Source organism: Cytobacillus sp. FSL R5-0377, assembly GCF_038004385.1.
Lineage (GTDB): Bacteria > Bacillota > Bacilli > Bacillales > Cytobacillaceae > Cytobacillus.
The window spans coordinates 688,691-706,939 of record NZ_JBBORA010000001.1 but is presented as its reverse complement, the minus strand read 5'-3'; the positions used below and the strand labels follow the sequence as shown (position 1 = coordinate 706,939).

General features: G+C 40.6%; 20 protein-coding genes. All 20 read left to right on the top strand.

The annotated features are described in order from the left end of the window. Positions 1 to 15: 15 nt before the first annotated feature. The 20 genes from NSQ49_RS03455 (at position 16) to tsf (ending at position 18,173) form a co-directional block, all read left to right on the top strand. Positions 16 to 378, top strand: coding sequence for a response regulator (locus NSQ49_RS03455; protein WP_159862675.1), 363 nt, complete (start codon positions 16 to 18; stop codon positions 376 to 378). Positions 379 to 407: 29 nt separating this feature from the next. Next, the gene (locus NSQ49_RS03450) at positions 408 to 1,091 is read left to right on the top strand and encodes a flagellar biosynthetic protein FliO (RefSeq protein WP_251282826.1); all 684 of its coding nucleotides are present in this window, start codon (positions 408 to 410) and stop codon (positions 1,089 to 1,091) included. Beyond that, positions 1,084 to 1,749 carry a flagellar type III secretion system pore protein FliP gene (gene fliP / locus NSQ49_RS03445; protein WP_159862676.1) on the top strand — a complete coding sequence of 222 codons (666 nt, stop codon included), beginning with the start codon at positions 1,084 to 1,086 and terminating at the stop codon, positions 1,747 to 1,749. The genes NSQ49_RS03450 and fliP overlap by 8 nt, the downstream gene beginning before the upstream one ends. Before the next feature lie 17 nt (positions 1,750 to 1,766). Continuing rightward, the gene (gene fliQ / locus NSQ49_RS03440; RefSeq protein WP_159862677.1) at positions 1,767 to 2,036 is read left to right on the top strand and encodes a flagellar biosynthesis protein FliQ; all 270 of its coding nucleotides are present in this window, start codon (positions 1,767 to 1,769) and stop codon (positions 2,034 to 2,036) included. 4 nt (positions 2,037 to 2,040) lie between these two features. Then, positions 2,041 to 2,817 carry a flagellar biosynthetic protein FliR gene (gene fliR, locus NSQ49_RS03435; protein ID WP_159862678.1) on the top strand — a complete coding sequence of 259 codons (777 nt, stop codon included), beginning with the start codon at positions 2,041 to 2,043 and terminating at the stop codon, positions 2,815 to 2,817. 1 nt (position 2,818) lies between these two features. Continuing rightward, positions 2,819 to 3,904: a flagellar biosynthesis protein FlhB gene (gene flhB / locus NSQ49_RS03430; RefSeq protein ID WP_159862679.1), complete on the top strand. Its 1,086-nt coding sequence runs from the start codon at positions 2,819 to 2,821 to the stop codon at positions 3,902 to 3,904. Between the two features lie 153 nt (positions 3,905 to 4,057). Continuing rightward, complete coding sequence (gene flhA, locus NSQ49_RS03425) at positions 4,058 to 6,094, top strand: flagellar biosynthesis protein FlhA (protein WP_251282827.1); 2,037 nt, start codon at positions 4,058 to 4,060, stop codon at positions 6,092 to 6,094. Then, positions 6,091 to 7,239 carry a flagellar biosynthesis protein FlhF gene (gene flhF, locus NSQ49_RS03420; protein ID WP_251282828.1) on the top strand — a complete coding sequence of 383 codons (1,149 nt, stop codon included), beginning with the start codon at positions 6,091 to 6,093 and terminating at the stop codon, positions 7,237 to 7,239. The genes flhA and flhF overlap by 4 nt, the downstream gene beginning before the upstream one ends. Continuing rightward, positions 7,236 to 8,108: a MinD/ParA family protein gene (locus NSQ49_RS03415; RefSeq protein ID WP_159862681.1), complete on the top strand. Its 873-nt coding sequence runs from the start codon at positions 7,236 to 7,238 to the stop codon at positions 8,106 to 8,108. Before flhF ends, NSQ49_RS03415 begins: the two co-directional genes overlap by 4 nt. A gap of 6 nt (positions 8,109 to 8,114) precedes the next feature. Further along, positions 8,115 to 9,212 carry a protein-glutamate methylesterase/protein-glutamine glutaminase gene (locus tag NSQ49_RS03410; RefSeq protein WP_159862682.1) on the top strand — a complete coding sequence of 366 codons (1,098 nt, stop codon included), beginning with the start codon at positions 8,115 to 8,117 and terminating at the stop codon, positions 9,210 to 9,212. 19 nt (positions 9,213 to 9,231) lie between these two features. Continuing rightward, positions 9,232 to 11,268, top strand: coding sequence for a chemotaxis protein CheA (locus NSQ49_RS03405; RefSeq protein ID WP_251282829.1), 2,037 nt, complete (start codon positions 9,232 to 9,234; stop codon positions 11,266 to 11,268). Positions 11,269 to 11,292: 24 nt separating this feature from the next. Continuing rightward, a complete protein-coding gene (locus NSQ49_RS03400; RefSeq protein ID WP_159862757.1) occupies positions 11,293 to 11,766 on the top strand; it encodes a chemotaxis protein CheW in 474 nt (157 codons plus the stop codon). After that, the gene (locus NSQ49_RS03395; protein ID WP_251282830.1) at positions 11,766 to 12,407 is read left to right on the top strand and encodes a chemotaxis protein CheC; all 642 of its coding nucleotides are present in this window, start codon (positions 11,766 to 11,768) and stop codon (positions 12,405 to 12,407) included. Before NSQ49_RS03400 ends, NSQ49_RS03395 begins: the two co-directional genes overlap by 1 nt. Continuing rightward, positions 12,400 to 12,897: a chemotaxis protein CheD gene (locus NSQ49_RS03390; protein WP_159862685.1), complete on the top strand. Its 498-nt coding sequence runs from the start codon at positions 12,400 to 12,402 to the stop codon at positions 12,895 to 12,897. Before NSQ49_RS03395 ends, NSQ49_RS03390 begins: the two co-directional genes overlap by 8 nt. 271 nt (positions 12,898 to 13,168) lie before the next feature. After that, positions 13,169 to 13,924, top strand: coding sequence for a FliA/WhiG family RNA polymerase sigma factor (locus tag NSQ49_RS03385; RefSeq protein WP_159862686.1), 756 nt, complete (start codon positions 13,169 to 13,171; stop codon positions 13,922 to 13,924). Positions 13,925 to 13,959: 35 nt separating this feature from the next. Further along, positions 13,960 to 15,324, top strand: coding sequence for a DUF342 domain-containing protein (locus tag NSQ49_RS03380; protein ID WP_341070375.1), 1,365 nt, complete (start codon positions 13,960 to 13,962; stop codon positions 15,322 to 15,324). Between the two features lie 6 nt (positions 15,325 to 15,330). Next, on the top strand, positions 15,331 to 15,642 hold the full coding sequence (locus NSQ49_RS03375; protein ID WP_251282832.1) for a hypothetical protein: 312 nt from the start codon (positions 15,331 to 15,333) through the stop codon (positions 15,640 to 15,642). A 9-nt stretch (positions 15,643 to 15,651) separates the two neighbouring features. Further along, on the top strand, positions 15,652 to 16,254 hold the full coding sequence (locus NSQ49_RS03370; RefSeq protein ID WP_159862689.1) for a hypothetical protein: 603 nt from the start codon (positions 15,652 to 15,654) through the stop codon (positions 16,252 to 16,254). A gap of 147 nt (positions 16,255 to 16,401) precedes the next feature. Continuing rightward, the gene (rpsB, locus tag NSQ49_RS03365) at positions 16,402 to 17,103 is read left to right on the top strand and encodes a 30S ribosomal protein S2 (RefSeq protein WP_061791040.1); all 702 of its coding nucleotides are present in this window, start codon (positions 16,402 to 16,404) and stop codon (positions 17,101 to 17,103) included. A 188-nt stretch (positions 17,104 to 17,291) separates the two neighbouring features. Next, positions 17,292 to 18,173: a translation elongation factor Ts gene (tsf, locus tag NSQ49_RS03360; protein ID WP_159862690.1), complete on the top strand. Its 882-nt coding sequence runs from the start codon at positions 17,292 to 17,294 to the stop codon at positions 18,171 to 18,173. Positions 18,174 to 18,249: the final 76 nt, after the last annotated feature.

Sequence of the window (18,249 nt, the reverse complement as noted above, 5' to 3'; positions counted from 1 at the left end):
GTGGGGGTTATTAGATTGGCACATAAAATTTTAATAGTTGATGATGCAGCTTTTATGCGAATGATGATAAAAGATATTTTATCTAAGAACGGATATGACGTAGTAGGCGAAGCCGCTGACGGTGCACAGGCTGTCGAAAAATATAAGGAAACACAGCCGGACCTTGTCACAATGGATATAACTATGCCGGAAATGGACGGAATTACAGCCTTGAAAGAAATTAAAAAAATTAATCCAAGTGCAAAAGTTATTATGTGTTCTGCAATGGGCCAGCAGGCGATGGTTATTGATGCCATTCAGGCTGGAGCGAAGGATTTTATCGTAAAACCGTTCCAGGCTGATAGAGTACTGGAAGCGATCGGCAAAACTTTGGGCTAGTGATTATTCTTTTTAGAGGGTGCAAAATAGTGTGGGATGTAAAGAAAGTGATTTCTTTGCTGCTGTTGTTTTCAATTGTTCTGCTGGGCGTGCAGCCGCTGGCCCAGGCAGAGCAATTGAATAATAGTGTTAAAGAATGTATGGAAAGTACTGAGGAATGCGGGAAACAGGAATTAAAAGAATCAAAGGATTTGAAATCAGCTGAAGGACAGGCTCAACAGAGTGAAAGCGGTAAAATCGGCCTTACCTTCTGGGATTTTATAAAGATGATTTTAGCTACAGGCTTCACTATCGGATTACTATATACTCTCCTAAAATTCATCAATAAAAAAAGTAAGGTATATAACAGGTCACAATTAGTTGAAAACCTGGGTGGTACCGCATTAGGTGCAAACAGGTCAGTTCAGCTGATAAAAGTGGGAAAGCGCATTTTTGTAGTAGGGGTAGGAGAAAATATTCAGCTGTTAAAAGAAATAGACAACTCAGAAGAATGCAGCCAGATCATCAAAGAGCATAATGACAAATTGGAACAGCTTATCCGTCCAAGCGATATTGTGACAAAGGTGATGAAAAGAACACAGCAAACAGAGGAAAACAAAGAAGGCAGCCAAAACTTCGCTGCACTGCTCGGGACTCAGCTGGCTGAAATGAAAAAGGGCAGAAAAAAACTGTTTGATGAGTTAGAAAGAAAGGGCCAGAAGAAAGATGAATGAATTCATGGAGTTTTTTAATAGCAGTTCTCCAGAAAATGTTTCTGCATCTGTGAAGCTTTTTTTATTGCTGACGGTACTTTCTCTCGCGCCGAGTATTCTAATATTAATGACATGCTTTACAAGGATTGTCATCGTTCTTTCCTTTGTCAGAACGGCGCTTGCTACTCAGCAAATGCCGCCAAACCAGGTAATCATCGGCTTATCTTTGTTCCTGACATTCTTTATAATGGCTCCGACAATGCAGGAAGTAAACGAACAGGCATTAACACCATTATTCAATGAAGAAATAAATCTGGAACAAGCTTATGAAAAAGCTTCAATCCCTTTTAAAGAATTTATGAGTACCCACACAAGGCAAAAGGATTTGGCATTATTTCTTGAATACTCAGGAGCAGAAGCACCTGCTTCTGTTGAAGATATTCCGCTTACCAGTCTTGTCCCTGCATTTGCCATAAGTGAAATAAAAACAGCTTTTCAAATTGGTTTTATGATTTTTATTCCTTTTCTGGTTATCGACATGGTTGTTGCCAGTGTATTGATGTCCATGGGGATGATGATGCTTCCTCCCGTTATGATTTCGCTTCCGTTCAAAATATTATTATTTGTACTGGTGGACGGATGGTATTTAGTAGTTAAATCCCTTTTACAAAGCTTTTAAGCAGGTGAACATTCAGAATGACTCCAGAAACAGTTATATCCATTGCAGAAAGAGGGATCATTACCGTTTTAATGATTTGCGGTCCCTTGTTAATTCTGGCACTAGTAGTAGGCTTGGTTGTCAGCATCTTTCAGGCTACAACTCAAATTCAGGAACAGACGCTGGCATTTGTTCCTAAGATTGTTGCGGTCCTTGTCGGTGTCGTTTTTTTTGGACCCTGGATGCTTAGCCATATGCTCTCGTATGCAAATGAGATTTTTTCTAATTTGACCAGGTTTGTAGGCTGATAGCATGATAGATTTTCTGCCTTCTTTTCCTGCATTTTTACTTGTTTTTGTCAGGGTGACATCTTTCTTTTTAATGATGCCCCTTTTTTCATACAGATCCATCCCGGCATCACACAAAATTGGCCTTGGCTTCTTTTTGGCATGGATTATGTTCCTCGGCATGGATGTACCGGCACTTGAAATTGACGGCACTTATTTTCTATTAATCATAAAAGAAGCATTGGTTGGACTTATGGTTGGATTTATAGCTTATTTGATCCTTTCAGCCATTCAAATTGCCGGTGGGTTTATAGATTTTCAGATGGGTTTTGCCATTGCGAATGTTATTGATCCGCAGACAGGTGCCCAGAGCCCATTAATGGGACAGTATTTGTATACGATCGCTCTCTTCTTATTATTAACTGTCAATGGCCACCATCTTATGCTTGATGGGGTGTTTAACAGCTATAATTTTATCCCGCTTGATCAGGCATGGATTTCTTTCGGGAATGAAAATATTGCTGAATTTGTCATTAAAGCCATGAATACAATGTTCGTTATTGCCTTCCAGATGTCCATCCCAGTTGTCGGCAGTTTGTTTCTTGTAGATGTCGCTTTAGGGATTGTCGCCAGGACAGTTCCTCAGCTAAATGTCTTTGTCGTGGGGCTGCCGTTAAAAATAGGCGTCAGTTTTATCATCCTGATCATTGTTATGAGTGTACTGATATATGCTTTTTCCCTTGCAATAGAAACGATGCTGCAGACAATGAGAGGGCTTATGGAGCTAATGGGAGGTTCATAGAATGAAGTTATTGCTTTCTTTAGATCTGCAGCTGTTTTCCGGAGAAAAAACAGAAAAAGCCACTCCGAAAAAAAGGCAGGATTCCAGGAAAAAAGGACAAGTAGCCAAAAGTCAGGATGTTAATACAGCCATCGTCCTCTTAGCGGTGTTTCTGTTTTTGATGTTTGCCGGATCGCATTTGAAGAATATCATTCTTTATATTTTTACGCATTCATTTAATGATTATATGATGATGCCGCTGACAGAGGAAAATGTTCAGATGATTTTTCTTGATGTCTTAAAGGAACTGGTGCTTTTTTTAGGTCCGATTATGCTGATTGCTATGCTTGCGGGCGTGCTCTCAAACTTCATGCAGGTAGGTACTCTTTTGTCAACAGAAGCAATTCAGCCTAAATTGGAGAAACTGGATCCGATAAAAGGCTTTAAGCGCATTTTTTCTATGAGGGCGATTGTTGAGCTGCTAAAGTCCATGCTCAAGATTGCATTTGTGGGTGCCGCAGCGTTTGCGGTTTTATGGTTTAGAATAGATGAAATATTAATTCTTTCTCAAAAGTCAGTTGGCACGGCGATGGCCACCATCGCCAGCCTTACCGTTCAAATGGGGTTAATTGCATCAGCTGCACTGCTATTTTTATCCGTTCTTGATTATCTGTATCAAAAATACGATTTTGAAAAGAACATCCGCATGTCTAAACAGGATATTAAGGATGAACACAAAAACATTGAAGGGGATCCGTTAATTAAATCCAAGATTAAACAAAGACAGAGGGAAATGGCAATGAGAAGGATGATGCAGGAAGTCCCTAATGCGGATGTGGTTATCACCAACCCAACACATTTTGCCATAGCCCTGAGCTATGACGAAGCAAAAAGTGATGCTCCCGTTGTAGTGGCAAAAGGTGTGGACTTTGTTGCCCAAAAGATTAAATTAATTGCTAAGGAGCATGATGTAATTGCTGTTGAAAACAGGCCGCTTGCCAGGGCTCTTTATAGTCAGGCTGAAATAGGCCAGGCTATTCCAGAAGAATTCTTCAAAGCTGTTGCAGAGATTTTAGCTTATGTGTATAGAACTAAAAACAAAATTTAACCAGAGAAATATGAAATAGCTGGCGGTTCCGTTTTTTAAAGAATATCAAAGTCTTGATATTTGAACAGAGATAACCGGCCAGCTCCGGCGCCTGCCCCATTGAGTGCGGAGAATTGCTGGGCGCTTCGCTTTTCTTGTAAGGAGAGAGTATCGATGCAAGCAAGAGACTTATCAGTATTGATGAGTGTAATTTTAATAGTAGCCATGCTTATCATTCCTTTTCCGCCCTGGCTTTTAAGTGTATTGATAATCATTAATATTGCGCTTGCACTCATGGTATTGCTGACGGCCATGAATATGAAGGAAGCGCTCGAATTTTCCATTTTCCCTTCCTTAATACTGTTAATGACATTATTCAGACTGGGATTGAATGTTTCTACTACCAGATCCATCTTATCCGAAGGGGAAGCAGGCAAAGTCGTTGAAACATTTGGTTCATTCGTAACCGGAGGCAATGTCATAGTCGGACTCGTAGTATTCCTGATACTCATTATTATTCAGTTTATCGTCATTACCAAAGGATCTGAGAGGGTTTCCGAAGTGGCGGCGCGTTTTACACTTGATGCAATGCCTGGTAAACAGATGAGTATCGATGCAGACTTAAATGCAGGTATGATTTCTGAGCATGAAGCCCGGGAACGCCGTGAAAAAATCAGCCGTGAATCAGATTTCTACGGTTCTATGGACGGTGCGAGCAAATTTGTAAAAGGTGATGCCATAGCGGGAATCATTATCACACTGATTAATCTATTATTTGGTATTGTCATTGGGATGATGCAGCTGGGGCTTCCGTTTGCAGAGGCTGCGATGAGGTATTCAACGCTGACAGTTGGGGACGGAATTGTCAGTCAAATCCCGGCACTGCTAATCTCTACTGCAACCGGTATTGTTGTAACAAGGGCGGCATCAGATGGAAATATTGGCAAAGATATTACTTCCCAGCTGTTTGCTTATCCGAAAATGTTATATGTTACTGGCGGAACTATCATTCTGCTGGGGGTGCTGACACCAATAGGCCTTATTTTAACACTGCCGATTGGCGGTTTGATGATTTTTGGCGGATATACGATAGCTAAGACTCCACAGCCGGATAAAGAGCAGCTGCTGGAGATGGAAGAAGAAATTGAAACAGATGAAATGAAAAGTCCTGAAAGCGTGGTTAACCTATTAAATGTAGATCCGATAGAATTCGAGTTTGGTTACGGGTTAATACCTCTTGCAGATACAAATCAAGGCGGGGATCTTCTGGACAGGATTGTAATGATCAGAAGACAGCTGGCAATTGAAATGGGATTGGTTATTCCGGTAGTTAGAATACGTGATAATATTCAGCTCCAGCCAAATGAATACAGATTGAAGATTAAAGGAAATGAAATGGCTCGCGGAGAGCTTCTTCTCGATCATTATTTGGCAATGAGTCCAGGTATAGAAGATGATAGCATCGAAGGAATTGATACAATTGAGCCTTCCTTCGGCCTGCCTGCAAAATGGATTACAGAAGAAATGAAGGAACAGGCGGAAATTTTCGGTTATACAGTCGTTGACCCGCCATCCGTTGTCTCTACTCATATTACAGAAGTAATAAAAAACAATGCTCATGAGTTATTAGGCCGCCAGGAAACAAAACAGCTAATTGACCATGTTAAGGAAAGCTATCCGATTCTTATTGAAGAAGTTACACCAAATCCATTGTCTGTTGGTGAAGTTCAAAAGGTACTTGCAAAATTATTGAGGGAAAATGTTTCGATCCGGAATTTGCCGGTTATTTTTGAAACACTTGCCGATTTTGCAAAATCTACAAGTGATACAGATTTGCTTACAGAATATGCCCGCCAGGCTTTGGCCAGACAAATTACCAACCAGATTTCACAGCAGGGTGACTCTATAAAAGTTGTGACCCTTTCAGGGAGAGTAGAGAAAATGGTTGCAGAAGGTGTTCAGCAGACAGAACATGGCAATTATTTATCAATGGATCCAACAGTATCGCAGAATATTCTTGAATCCATTGCTTCCCAGGTTGAACAGCTTTCATTGATGGAACAGACGCCAATTGTCCTTTGTTCTCCAGCTGTCAGAATGTATGTCAGGCAGTTAACAGAAAGGTATTTTCCGCAAATACCGATCCTTTCCTATAACGAGCTGGAAGCGAATGCGGAAGTTCAAAGTGTCGGGGTGGTGAATATAGATTGAAGGTAAAAAAATTCATGGCAGCTTCCATGCCTGATGCAATGAAAAAAATACGCGCGGAACTGGGTAAAGACGCTGTAATATTAAATTCACGTGTAGTATATACCGGCGGGGTTTTAGGCTTTTTTAAAAAAAGAAATATAGAAGTGATGGCAGCAGCAGAACCAAATCAGGAAATAGAGCATAAACCTGCTGTTAAGCCTGTGTCAACTCCTGCTGCTCCAAGTTATTTCAAGGAAAACGTTGATAAATCGCAATTTCCAGGATCGGGGACATCAGATGAGCTGATTAGAGAGATAAGCAGCCTAAAACAAATGATGTCCTCATTGACCGGAGAACAGCAGATACCTGCTGTTTACCCTGAAGAGATAAGAAAAGTCATGCACTTTATTAATGAACAGGAAATTGACAAGTCTATTCAGGATCAGCTGCTTCAAGTATTGCTGGAAAAATGGTACCTGAGCGGTGCCAAAGCAAGAGCTGCTGAAGTAGAAGCCTGGCTGCATGAAGAACTTAAGAAGCAAATTGAGGGTATTCAATTCAGCGGGATATCATTCACCAGTAAATATGTTAATGTAGCAGGTCCCACTGGCGTAGGGAAAACAACTACTCTGGCGAAGATGGCAGCAGAGTGTGTGATTAAACATAAAAAAAAGGCTGCATTTATCACAGCCGACACCTACAGGATAGCGGCGATCGATCAATTAAAAACATATGCAGGCATCCTGGATATGCCTTTGGAAGTTTGCTATACAATAGATGACTTCAGACAGGCAGCAGAGAAGCTGAAGGAATATGACATTCTATTAATAGATACAGCCGGACGGAATTTCAGGAACCGGCATTATGTAGAGGATCTAAAGAATGTCATTGATTTTGAGAAGGAAATGGAAACCTTTTTAGTGCTTTCCCTAACAGCGAAACAAAAGGATATGGAAGAAATATATAATCAGTTTTCAATAATAGACATTGATAAGCTAATCTTCACAAAGGCAGATGAAACGTCAACTTACGGAGCCATGTACAACATAATTCATAAATACAAAAAAGGCGCAGCTTATATTACAAATGGCCAGGATGTTCCTGATGATATCCTTGTGGCAAGCCCGGAAGTTATTGTAAAACAACTAATGGGGAATAAGAAATGAACGATCAGGCAGAAAGATTAAGAGCCAGGCTGAAAGAAGAAGACAGCCAAAGTTATCAATCTAAAACAATTGCAGTAGTAAGCGGAAAAGGGGGAGTAGGAAAATCAAATTTTTCATTGAATTTTTCTATTTCCCTATGCCAAACGGGCCACAGAGTATTGTTATTTGATTTGGATATCGGGATGGGGAATGTCGAGATTCTAATGGGAAGATCAGCTCAATATTCTATTGCCGACTTTTTAGAAGAGGATATACCTTTAAAAAATATTATTTCACAAGGACCCTTTGGACTGGATTATATTGGCGGCGGGACCGGCCTTTCACATATATTGATACTCGATGATATGCAAATCTCAAGATTTACCGCAGAACTATCCAGGCTTATCCAAAACTATGATTATATAATCCTTGATATGGGTGCAGGAATTACAGAAGAATCGGCAAAGTTTATACTCTCAGTTCAGGAGATTGCGGTCATTACTACACCTGAGCCTACGTCTATTACTGATGCATACTCAGTAATGAAGCATATACATCGATTGGATGATAAGATTCCATTTCATTTGGTTATTAACCGGGCTGAAGGAGAGAGAGAAGGGCAGGAAACATATAAGAGGATTGCTGCTGCCGCAGATAGGTTTTTAGGCAGGGATACCGATCTCTTAGGAATTATTCCGGATGATTGCAGCATACAGCGGGCTGTAAAACGGCAAATCCCTTTCATTATTTTTCAGGGAAATTCAGCTGCTTCAAGAGCGATTCGGACTATGGCTGAGAAAGCAGGCGGCAGGCCTGGCGTGCAAGCTGGTGAACACTATCCTTCCCAATTTATTTCAAAGCTTAAAAAATTTCTTTTTAATAGGGGGTGAATCAGCATGAACATTGTTAAAGTGCTTGTAATAGATGATTCAGCCTTTATGAGGAAACTGATTGCGGATCTCCTGTCTCAAGATGAAAGAATTCGAGTTATTGGGACAGCGAGAAACGGTGAAGAGGGCTTAAGGAAGATTAAGGAATTAAATCCTGATGCAGTAACCTTGGATGTTGAAATGCCTGTCCTAAACGGACTGGAAGCTCTCAAAATAATTATGAAAACTATGCCTGTTCCTGTAGTGATGCTTTCAAGCACAACTAAGGAAGGTGCTGAAAACACCTTTACAGCTATGGAATATGGGGCAGTAGATTTTATAGCGAAGCCATCTGGGCCAATCTCCCTTGACCTGCATAAGATAAAAACTGAATTAACAGATAAAGTTGTGCAGGCAAGCAAAGTGAATATTAAAGTGCTGGCTGATTTTTCAAGTATTGGGAAAAAAACTGCCGAACTAAAGTTTAATTATAGTAAAATAGAACCATTCCAATCTATTCAGACCAATCGTTTTGCTGATGAATCAAACCTCAATGTCAAACAGCTTATCTGTGTAGGAACTTCCACTGGAGGACCCCGAGCGCTTCAAAAAGTGCTTGTTGACCTTCCTGGTAATCTGGATGCACCAATTCTGATTGTACAGCATATGCCTGCCGGATTTACAAAGTCGCTGGCAAGCAGGCTTAACGGGTTATCGGCGTTATCGGTTAAGGAAGCCCAAGAAGGGGATATACTTGAAAACGGTACAGCCTATATTGCTCCTGGCGGCTTTCATGTAACTGCAGAAAGGTCAGGAAGAGATCTTGTTATTCATCTGGATGAATCACCGCCGAGGAACGGGCACAGACCTTCGGTTGATGTGATGTTTGAGTCTATAGGTGAAATTAAAGGAGTCAGAAAAATTGCTGTCATAATGACAGGAATGGGAGCAGATGGCAGAAATGGCTTAATGGCAATGAAAAAAAGCGGTGAAGTAAAAGTTATTGCTGAATCAAAAGAATCATCAATTGTATTTGGAATGCCAAGAGCAGTGATTGAGTCTGGCCTGGCAGATGATGTGCAGAAAATTGAACGTATAGCAAAATCCATATTGAAATTTGTTTAAAGCCGAGGGGTGCAGGCACATGGAGATGAACCAATATTTAGAGGTATTTATCGAAGAAAGCAAAGAACATTTGCAATCATGTAATGAACAGCTTCTTGAATTAGAGAAAAATCCTGATGATATAAAAATAATTAATGAGATATTCAGGTCAGCTCATACGCTGAAAGGCATGTCTGCCACCATGGGGTATGAAGATCTGGCGAATCTGACTCATCAAATGGAAAATGTTCTTGATGCAATCAGAAATCAGAAGATTAAGGTAAATACTGAAATTCTTGATGTCGTTTTTCTTGCTGTTGATGATCTTGAAGCAATGGTCCAATCAATTGCACAAGGCGGAGACGGCAAAAGGGATGTTTCAACATCTGTTGAAAAATTAATTCTCATTGAAAAAGGGGAGAGCCCTGCACAGTCGCAAGCAAGAGCCGAAGCGGCTGCAGCTGTTGCTGAACCCGAGGTACCGGTTAAGAGTTCATATGATGATTTCGAGTGGACCGTGATACAGCAATCCAAGGAGCAGGGCTTTGATGCCTATGAAATTTCAATAGCTTTGCGGGCAGATTGTCTGCTGAAAGCAGCCAGAATTTATATGATTTTTGAGGTCCTTGAGAAAAGCGGAGAAGTGATCAAAGCCACTCCTTCTGTCGAGCAGCTTGAAGAAGAGCAATTTGATCAGGAATTCTCTGTAACAATTGTGACCCGGGAGCAACCAGATGTTATCCGTCAGAAACTTTTGAAGGTTTCAGAAGTGGATAGAATAGATGTGCTTCAGGTTTCAACACGGGATTGCAGCTCAGTGGAAGCTGTGACTGATGAGGACGCTTTGCAGCCAGATGGAGATAATAAGGCAGATAGCGTTTCAGAGATGCCAAAAGAGGAAAAGAAGGCGACTGCATCAAAACAAGTCAGCAATAAAACCATTAGAGTGAATATTGAGAGACTGGATATCCTTATGAACCTGTTTGAAGAATTGGTGATTGACAGAGGCAGACTTGAACAAATATCCAAGGAACTAAACAATCAGGAGCTTCATGAAACGGTTGAGCATATGTCAAGGATCTCAGGAGACCTGCAGAATATTATTCTGAACATGCGCATGGTGCCAATAGAAACAGTATTCAATCGTTTTCCAAGAATGGTAAGACAATTAGCAAGAGATTTAAATAAAAAGATCAATCTCGAAATCGTCGGTGCAGATACTGAACTGGACCGAACGGTTATAGATGAAATTGGGGATCCGCTTGTTCACTTAATCCGAAATGCATTAGACCATGGTGTGGAAACACCAGAAGTCCGTAAAGCAAATGGTAAAAGTGAAGAAGGAAATGTCATTTTAAAGGCTTATCACAGCGGCAATCATGTTTTCATTGAAATTGAGGATGATGGGGCAGGCATAAACAAAGATAAGGTTATAAAGAAAGCATTAAAAAATGGCATCATTACAGAGCAAACAGCTTCAGCACTTACGGACAAGCAGGCCTATGAGCTTATTTTTGCCTCAGGATTTTCAACTGCAGATAAAATATCTGATGTTTCCGGACGGGGTGTAGGGCTGGACGTAGTCAAGAATACAATTGAGTCATTGGGAGGATCAGTTTCTATTGATTCAAAATTTGGACAGGGTTCCATTTTCTCCATACAGCTGCCATTAACTTTATCTATTATTTCTGTCATGCTCGTCGAAATAGAGAAGGAAAAATACGCAATTCCTCTATCTTCTATTATTGAAACAGCCATTATCAGGAAAGACGGCGTCTTAAGTGCACATAACCAAAAGGTGATTGATTTCAGGGGCAAGGTTGTTCCGCTCCTTTCATTAAAGGAAATCTTTGATGTGCCATCAGACAATCACGAAGATGATTTCCTTTCCGTTGTCATTGTCAGAAAAGGGGAAAAGATGGCCGGGCTGGTGGTAGATTCCTTTATCGGACAACAGGAAGTCGTACTAAAATCACTTGGAAACTACTTAACAAGCGTGTTTGCCATTTCCGGCGCAACTATATTGGGAGATGGCCAGGTTGCCCTGATAGTGGACTGCAATGCATTAATAAAATAATAAATTTTAAAGAGGAGTGACATGATGAGTGAGACAGCAGCCGCAGATTTAAAATTGATTGTATTTCAGCTGAAGGATAAGGAATATGCGATTCCGGTTAATCAAGTGCGATCCATTGAAAAGGTTGATCATATTACCAGGGTTCCGCGAACAGCTGGTTTTGTTAAAGGAGTGATCAATTTACGGGGGGTTGTGACACCTATCATCAGTCTCAGAAGCAGATTTAATCTTGAAGAGGCTGAATATAATGAGCATTCACGAGTCATCATTGCAGTATTGAATGATATGGAAGTCGGATTAATTGTAGATTCTGCAAATGATGTGATTGATGTGGCTCCTGAATCAATTGAACCCCCTCCTGAGGTAATTGGTTCAGAAGAGGCAGATTTCATCAAGGGTGTTACAAAAATCGGGAAACGGTTATTTATACTAATAGATTTGGAAAAAATCCTGAACCCGGAAGTATTGTCTGCTCATGATGGAAAAGGATTAGCGTGATGAATTTTTCAGAAAAAAATATCACCGGCATGCAGTTGGATATTTTAAAAGAAATCGGGAATATCGGTGCGGGTCATGCGGCTACTGCATTATCAGCGCTGCTAAATAAAAAAATCGATATGTCTGTCCCGGATGTGAAAATTGTTTCTTTTGACGAAATGATCGATATGGCCGGAGGTCCGGAAAATGTTGTGGCAGGGGTGTTTCTAAGGATTGAAGGAGACTCTCCTGGCAGCATGTTTTTTGTCCTGCCGCTTGCACAGGCTGAAATTTTTATTCGTGAATTGCCTGGAAACATTCCTTTCTGTGCAGATGAGCTGCCATATGATGAAATTACTCTATCTGCACTCCAGGAGCTTGGCAACATTTTATCAGGATCCTATTTATCTTCATTATCGGATTTTACTAAGCTATCACTCTTTCCTTCAGTGCCGATGCTTAGCATTGATATGGTGGGTGCAATTATCGGAACGGGACTTCTGGAAATTTCGCAGGTGAGCGATTACGCCATTGTTATTGATACAGCTTTAAATGATGAACTGCAAAAAACGGATGCTGTTAATGGACATTTCTTTCTGCTTCCTGATCCGGAATCATTTAAAATAATCTTTAAGGCATTGGGAGTACCGGATTATGAATAGTCTTCTGGAAATTGTAAAAGTTGGCATAGCAGATATGAATATAGTTAAGACTCCCGGTTTAATCAGGACGTCAGGTCTTGGTTCATGTGTCGGTGTGGTGATTTATGATCTTAGTGCAGAAATTGGCGGGCTGGTACATATAATGCTCCCGGATTCATCTTTGGCAAAGGGAGCAAGATTTAATTCAGCTAAATATGCTGATACAGCAATCCGGGACTTAGTGAGAATTATGCTGCAAAGCGGTGCCAAATCATCACGGTTAAATGCCAAGATTGCCGGCGGAGCTCAAATGTTCCAATATTCCTCCGGGAGTGATTTAATGAGGATTGGCCCAAGGAATGTTGAAGCTGTTAAAAAAGAATTATCTTCACTGAGAATTGCTATTTTAGGTGAAGATGTTGGCGGCCATAGCGGCAGAACAATAGAATTCAATCCGCAAACAGGGGAATTGATGGTTCGAACAGTTAATAAAGGCCAGGTTGTTATATAGGATCCTGCCTAAATCAGGAACAGTTACAAATGAATCAGCTTTATACAGAACTGCTTAAAATCATACGCTTCAGGGCAGTAATTTCCAGGCATAAAAGCTGATTTTCACTCCGGCTTATTTATTGCTCTCTCCAACTATTTCCTCGAAGGCAATGCCCCTTATTTTTATGGATAAGAACTGAGCACATTGGATGAAGTTAATATTTTTACAGGAAATATTTTGATATACTAACAGTGATTAATAGAAATGGAAACGTTTGAGGGGGATGACCATGGCAGACACGATAACTGAAGAAAGTACATACTGGGCTAAATGGGTCGACTCTCGTGATGCTCAAGCGGGGAATTTTCTTGTAAAAAAATATTTGCCTCTTGTAAGCTATCATGTTCAGCGGATATCCGCTGCCCTTCCGAAAAATGTTTCAAGAGATGATATACGAAGTCTTGGACTAATAGGTTTATACGATGCCCTGGAAAAGTTCGAGCCTGCAAGAGATTTGAAATTTGATACGTATGCTTCCTTTCGAATAAGGGGTGCAATTTTAGATGGATTAAGAAAGGAAGACTGGCTCCCCCGAAGTACTAGGGATAAAGCGAAAAAAATTGAAGCTGCCATTGAGAAGCTGGAGCAGCGGCTGATGCGCAATGCAGCAGTGCATGAAATTGCTGAAGAAACAGGAATGCAGGAAGACGAAGTGTATTCTGTTATGAACGAACACTTTTACGCAAACATCCTTTCAATTGATGAGCAGCCAGATTCAGAAGAAAAAGATTCGAGTTATTCAATCAAGGATGAAAAAGCAATAATTCCGGAAGAAAAGGTATTAAAGAATGAAATTTTGGAAGAAATGGCTGAAAAAATCTTACAATTGAATGAAAAAGAGCAGCTTGTACTAAGTTTATTTTACAAAGAGGAATTAACCCTTACAGAAATTGGCGAAGTAATGGGCCTGTCAACATCCCGCATTTCCCAGATCCATTCAAAGTCAATATTTAAGCTGAGACAGCTGCTGGAAAAAGCCATATAGTTTTGCCATTACTTTCTGCAAAGGAAGGAATCAGCATGGAAAACCATTTTCAACTTTTAGTTGATGCCAGCGGTTTAACCGCATTGATACAGCCGTTAGATTTTGATGAATTGGATGGCGCCGTCCAGCCTGAAGACTTGCATAAACTGCTTGCTGACGAAAAAATCACTTTTGGTGTGAGCGAAGAAATAATCCAGAGAATCTGCAAAGATCCGCTCTCAGTGGAATACCCCACACTAATAGCAAAGGGAATCCCTGCAGACCATGGCGGTGATGCATATCTCTTAAATGAAGTCTCTTTTGACCCGAGAACAGGGAGAAAAGGATTTAATTTTAGAGATGTTCTCCAGATTCCTTCTGTTACGCAGGGACAGCTTCTTGCATCTGTTATTCCTGCTACTCCTGGAACTTCCGGAAAAAACATTTTTGGCAAGGTGATACCCGGAAAGAATGGTAAGCCATTAAGGGTAAGGGCAGGGAAAAATGTATTTGTAAATGGAGGCAAATACTATTCGCTATTAGATGGCCAGGTCAGTTTCACCAAGAACAGCATTTCTGTGAATCCGGTGTTTGAGGTTAATGGGGACCTTGACCTGAAGACTGGGAATATAGATTTTGTCGGGAATGTTGTGATTCGTGGGAATGTTCCTGCAGGATATGAGATTAAGGCAGGGGGCGATATCATTGTTGCCGGTCTGGTTGAAGGCTCATTTCTGCAGGCAGATAATAACGTGCTTATTACTGGCGGAAATTCCGGCAGTCATAAAGGTTCAGTTATATCAGGGGGGTCTGTTCAGGCAGCCTATCTAAATCAGGCAAATGTGAAGGCAGAACAGGACGTTATAATACAAAAATCAATCCTGCACAGCCATGTTCAGGCTGGCGGAGCCATCAGGTGCAGCGGCGCATTGGTCATTGGAGGCAAGCTTCAGGCAGGTTCTGACATTGAGATAAAAGAACTGGGCAATCACTTATTTACTAAGACAGAGCTATTTGCCGGCATGGACTCCCATTTGGATAGCGCTGAAATGAATCTATTAAATGAAACAGCGCAGCTTCAGGAAACAATCAAAAAGCTTGATAGTATTGAAGGAAGACTAACAGAAATGGCAAGGCTAACAGGAAAGCTGACAGATGAACAAAGAACCATTATTCTCAAGCAAAGGGCTACAAAAGCGCATTTGATGAATAAATTGCACAAAATAAATGAAGACTTGGCTGAATTGGAAAAAGAAAAGGAAGAAAAAATGAATGCTTCAATCCTTATTTATGGGCAGCTCTATCCCAACACTTCCATTCATTTTGGAAAGTTTTCTAAAGTGATTCGAAAAACTGTTAAATCTTTAAAGTTCCATTGTTCAAAAGGGGAAATAAGAAGTGAGCCGTTATTAAGGATGTGATCCGGGATGAGTCTGAAATCATTAGAAATGCAGGTCGCACTGCCAAGAACGTTCGAAGCGGGTAAAATTCAGGAACAGCTTCAGCAGAGAGGACAGACAATCAGCGGGCTAGCTGCCGACAGTACACAGGAAAATGCTGAAAAACAGCGGATAACTGTGATAAAACAGGAGAATAAACAAAATGTTAATCTTGGCAATGATGATAGCAGAGGACAAACAGAGAACGAGGGAAATGATCGGAAAGAAGACCGGAAAAAAGACAGCAATGACAAACTGAACCATCCTTACAAAGGGAAGGTTATTGACTACACCGGATAGAGGGATATCATGACAGCTTTTCTATTAGCGATAAGCATGCTATTAAATATTGTGGCCTTATTAGCCATTATTCTGCTCTATATGCGTCAGAACAAATTAATGGATACAGAGAAAAGACAGGAAAAAGTGCTTGTTGAAATGGAAGAGGTTATATCATCTTACCTTATACAAATGAAAGAAGAAAACGATGATTTTATTAGCAAATTTTCGAAGATCAATGAAAAAAGCGATCCTTCTGTAAATGAGAAAAGTATTCCGGTACATATGGATAGGAAAAAGGATCAGGATACAGCTAAAGCGGATGAGAAAACAATGCGGGCAGCCAGAGTGTCCATCCACCAGGCAACTAAAGCCTACAAACAGAATTCGAGGGTGCCTGAGGAAAAATTGATAGAAAAAGAAAGCTTATCATCCTTATTGGAAGAAGCTGAATCTGTCAAACCGACAGATAGCAGCCAGTCATACAAGGAAGAGATTCCTCCATCAATAAATGATCAAGTGTTAATTCTGAATAAAAAGGGAATGAGCGCGGAGGATATTGCCAAAAAACTAGGAAAAGGGAAGACGGAAGTTGAGTTATTGCTTAAATTTCGTCAAAATCAGCAAGAATAGCTTGATTGTGAAAAGCACTTATGCTATATTAACAAATGGTGTTAATACACACGCTTATGGATTTAGCCGGATGGTGCTGTTTACATGCAGTTGCCGGCTGAAAATGATATAGGCGGAGGAAATAAAAACCATTAGGAGGAAACACAAATGTCAGTAATTTCAATGAAGCAATTGCTTGAAGCTGGTGTACACTTCGGACACCAAACACGCCGATGGAACCCTAAGATGAAGAAATATATCTTCACTGAGCGTAACGGCATCTACATCATCGACCTTCAAAAGACTGTTAAGAAGGTAGAAGAAGCTTACAACTTCGTTAAGGAGCTTGCTGGAAACGGCGGTACAATCCTTTTCGTAGGAACTAAGAAACAAGCACAAGATTCTGTTAAAGAAGAAGCTATCCGTTCTGGTATGTACTATGTTAACCAGCGCTGGTTGGGCGGTACTTTAACAAACTTTGAAACAATCCAAAAGCGTATTTCTCGTTTGAAGGATATTGAAAGAATGTCTGAAGATGGAACTTTCGAAGTTCTTCCTAAAAAAGAAGTTGTTCAATTGAAGAAAGAGCAAGAGCGCTTAGAGAAATTCTTGGGCGGAATTAAAGACATGAAGAGCCTTCCAGATGCTCTATTCATCATTGACCCTCGCAAAGAGCGCATTGCTGTTGCAGAAGCACATAAATTAAACATCCCTATCGTTGGTATCGTTGATACTAACTGTGATCCGGATGAAATTGATGTTGTAATCCCTGCAAACGATGATGCTATCCGTGCTGTTAAATTGTTAACAGGCAAAATGGCAGATGCTATCCTTGAAGCTAAACAAGGTGAAGAAGTTACAACTGCTTAATAGAAAAGTAGAAGCGCTCTTGGGCGCTGGAGCTTTAGAGCTCTAAATTGCTTTTTCTTGATTTAAAGAAGGTGATAAGAGGGAGCACCCTTTATCACCTTTTTTTAAAGAAAAGGCAAAGTTTAGTTTTCTATACAGCAATAAATGGTAAAGATATTATTACATAACTCATTAAGGAGGATCTCATAATGGCAATTACTGCTCAAATGGTTAAAGAACTACGTGAAAAAACAGGCGCAGGCATGATGGACTGCAAAAAAGCACTTCAGGAAACTGAAGGTGATATGGATAAAGCAATCGACTTCCTTCGTGAAAAAGGAATCGCTAAAGCTGCTAAAAAAGGCGACCGTATCGCTGCGGAAGGTCTTACTACTGTAAAGGTTAACGGAAATGAAGCAGTTATCCTTGAAGTAAACTCTGAAACAGATTTCGTTGCTAAAAACGAAGGATTCCAAACTCTTGTTAAAGAAATCGCTGAGCATATACTTTCAGCGAAGCCGGCTTCTGTAGAAGAAGCAGCTGGCCAGACAATGGCTAACGGCGCTACTTTAGAATCTCACATTAACAGTGCGATTGCTAAAATCGGAGAAAAGCTTTCTCTTCGCCGATTCGAAATCAAAACAAAAACTGACAGCGATGCATTTGGTGCATACCTTCATATGGGCGGCCGCATCGGTGTGTTAACAGTTCTTGAAGGAACAACCGACGAAAATGCAGCGAAAGATGTGGCAATGCATATCGCTGCCCTAAACCCTAAATATGTATCCCGTGATGAAGTATCACAGGACGAAGTAGAGCGCGAGCGCCAAGTATTGACTCAGCAAGCTCTTAATGAAGGCAAGCCAGAGAACATCGTTGCTAAGATGGTTGAAGGCCGCCTTGGCAAGTATTTCGAAGATGTTTGCGTAAACGACCAGGCTTTTGTTAAAAATCCTGATCAAAAAGTTGGCAAATTCGTTGAATCTAAAGGCGGAAAAATCCGTGAGTTCGTTCGCTATGAAGTTGGAGAAGGCATCGAAAAGCGTGAAGACAATTTCGCTGAAGAAGTAATGAGCCAAGTTAAGAAGTAATTTCGAATAGTATTAATCAGGCTATGACTCAGGGAACACTTTGTGTTCCCTGTTTTTCAAGAATGAGATGAAATTG

Coding starts and splice junctions, on each gene's coding strand:
- tsf (WP_159862690.1), top strand. CDS start 17,292: ATGGCAATTACTGCTCAAATGGTTAAAGAACTACGTGAAAAAACAGGC.
- NSQ49_RS03385 (WP_159862686.1), top strand. CDS start 13,169: ATGGCAGACACGATAACTGAAGAAAGTACATACTGGGCTAAATGGGTC.
- NSQ49_RS03390 (WP_159862685.1), top strand. CDS start 12,400: ATGAATAGTCTTCTGGAAATTGTAAAAGTTGGCATAGCAGATATGAAT.
- flhA (WP_251282827.1), top strand. CDS start 4,058: ATGCAAGCAAGAGACTTATCAGTATTGATGAGTGTAATTTTAATAGTA.
- flhB (WP_159862679.1), top strand. CDS start 2,819: ATGAAGTTATTGCTTTCTTTAGATCTGCAGCTGTTTTCCGGAGAAAAA.
- fliQ (WP_159862677.1), top strand. CDS start 1,767: ATGACTCCAGAAACAGTTATATCCATTGCAGAAAGAGGGATCATTACC.
- NSQ49_RS03400 (WP_159862757.1), top strand. CDS start 11,293: ATGAGTGAGACAGCAGCCGCAGATTTAAAATTGATTGTATTTCAGCTG.
- NSQ49_RS03410 (WP_159862682.1), top strand. CDS start 8,115: ATGAACATTGTTAAAGTGCTTGTAATAGATGATTCAGCCTTTATGAGG.
- NSQ49_RS03375 (WP_251282832.1), top strand. CDS start 15,331: ATGAGTCTGAAATCATTAGAAATGCAGGTCGCACTGCCAAGAACGTTC.
- rpsB (WP_061791040.1), top strand. CDS start 16,402: ATGTCAGTAATTTCAATGAAGCAATTGCTTGAAGCTGGTGTACACTTC.
- NSQ49_RS03405 (WP_251282829.1), top strand. CDS start 9,232: ATGGAGATGAACCAATATTTAGAGGTATTTATCGAAGAAAGCAAAGAA.
- fliR (WP_159862678.1), top strand. CDS start 2,041: ATGATAGATTTTCTGCCTTCTTTTCCTGCATTTTTACTTGTTTTTGTC.
- NSQ49_RS03370 (WP_159862689.1), top strand. CDS start 15,652: ATGACAGCTTTTCTATTAGCGATAAGCATGCTATTAAATATTGTGGCC.
- NSQ49_RS03380 (WP_341070375.1), top strand. CDS start 13,960: ATGGAAAACCATTTTCAACTTTTAGTTGATGCCAGCGGTTTAACCGCA.
- NSQ49_RS03395 (WP_251282830.1), top strand. CDS start 11,766: ATGAATTTTTCAGAAAAAAATATCACCGGCATGCAGTTGGATATTTTA.
- fliP (WP_159862676.1), top strand. CDS start 1,084: ATGAATGAATTCATGGAGTTTTTTAATAGCAGTTCTCCAGAAAATGTT.
- NSQ49_RS03415 (WP_159862681.1), top strand. CDS start 7,236: ATGAACGATCAGGCAGAAAGATTAAGAGCCAGGCTGAAAGAAGAAGAC.